This is a genomic window from Mesorhizobium sp. M4A.F.Ca.ET.020.02.1.1, from assembly GCF_004022645.1.
Classification (GTDB): domain Bacteria; phylum Pseudomonadota; class Alphaproteobacteria; order Rhizobiales; family Rhizobiaceae; genus Mesorhizobium.
The window spans coordinates 1-654 of record NZ_RZOI01001320.1 but is presented as its reverse complement, the minus strand read 5'-3'; the positions used below and the strand labels follow the sequence as shown (position 1 = coordinate 654).

The following is a 654-nucleotide window of genomic DNA, read 5'->3' as shown; positions in this document are numbered from 1 at the left end:
GCCGGCTGGCTCGCCGTCCTCGTCGTGTCGGGCTTCGGCTTCGGCCTGATCGGTAACATCATCGTCGGCATCATCGGCGCCTTCATCGCCGGCTGGCTGTTCCCGAGGCTCGGCTTTGCCATAGGCGGCGGCATACTCGCCGCCATCATCAATGCCACGCTCGGCGCCATCATCCTGCTGCTGGTGGTCAAGGTGTTGAAGCGAGCGTGAGGCCCGACCGCGAAAGCGCGTCGTGCTGAAACAGAGTCAGGCGACGCGCTTTAGGTCTTTTGTTTTTGTGCATGCCGTTATCCCAAAACCGATGCGCACTTTTTGGTCGAGATGCATTAGAAGGGACGCGCCGTGAAGCAGAACATGCTCTATCTGATCATCGGCGCGCTGCTGGTCGTGGTCATCGCGCTCGGCGTCTATGTCTACCGCGAGCAAACCCGGCCGAAGGGCGTCGAGCTCAAGATCGACGACAAGGGCATTTCGATCCAGCAGAATTGACGAAAGGGTCGGCGCCACCGGCCTTGACGGTGGCGGCGACCCGTGAGGATGGCGGGCAAGGCCACCGCAACTTCGCAACAAGGCTGACGCCGCTAGGAACCGCCGCGCTATTCCCGGCGCTGCGCGAACCCCTGGGCTTTTGCAACCGCCGCGCTACTTCCCTTT

At 62.2% G+C, this 654-nt stretch carries 2 protein-coding genes; both read left to right on the top strand.

The annotated features are described in order from the left end of the window. The coding region (locus tag EN742_RS36890; protein WP_128333990.1) for a GlsB/YeaQ/YmgE family stress response membrane protein at positions 1 to 210 on the top strand (210 nt) is incomplete at its 5' end. Positions 211 to 342: 132 nt separating this feature from the next. Then, the gene (locus EN742_RS36885) at positions 343 to 489 is read left to right on the top strand and encodes a hypothetical protein (protein WP_126058263.1); all 147 of its coding nucleotides are present in this window, start codon (positions 343 to 345) and stop codon (positions 487 to 489) included. Positions 490 to 654 lie beyond the last annotated feature (165 nt).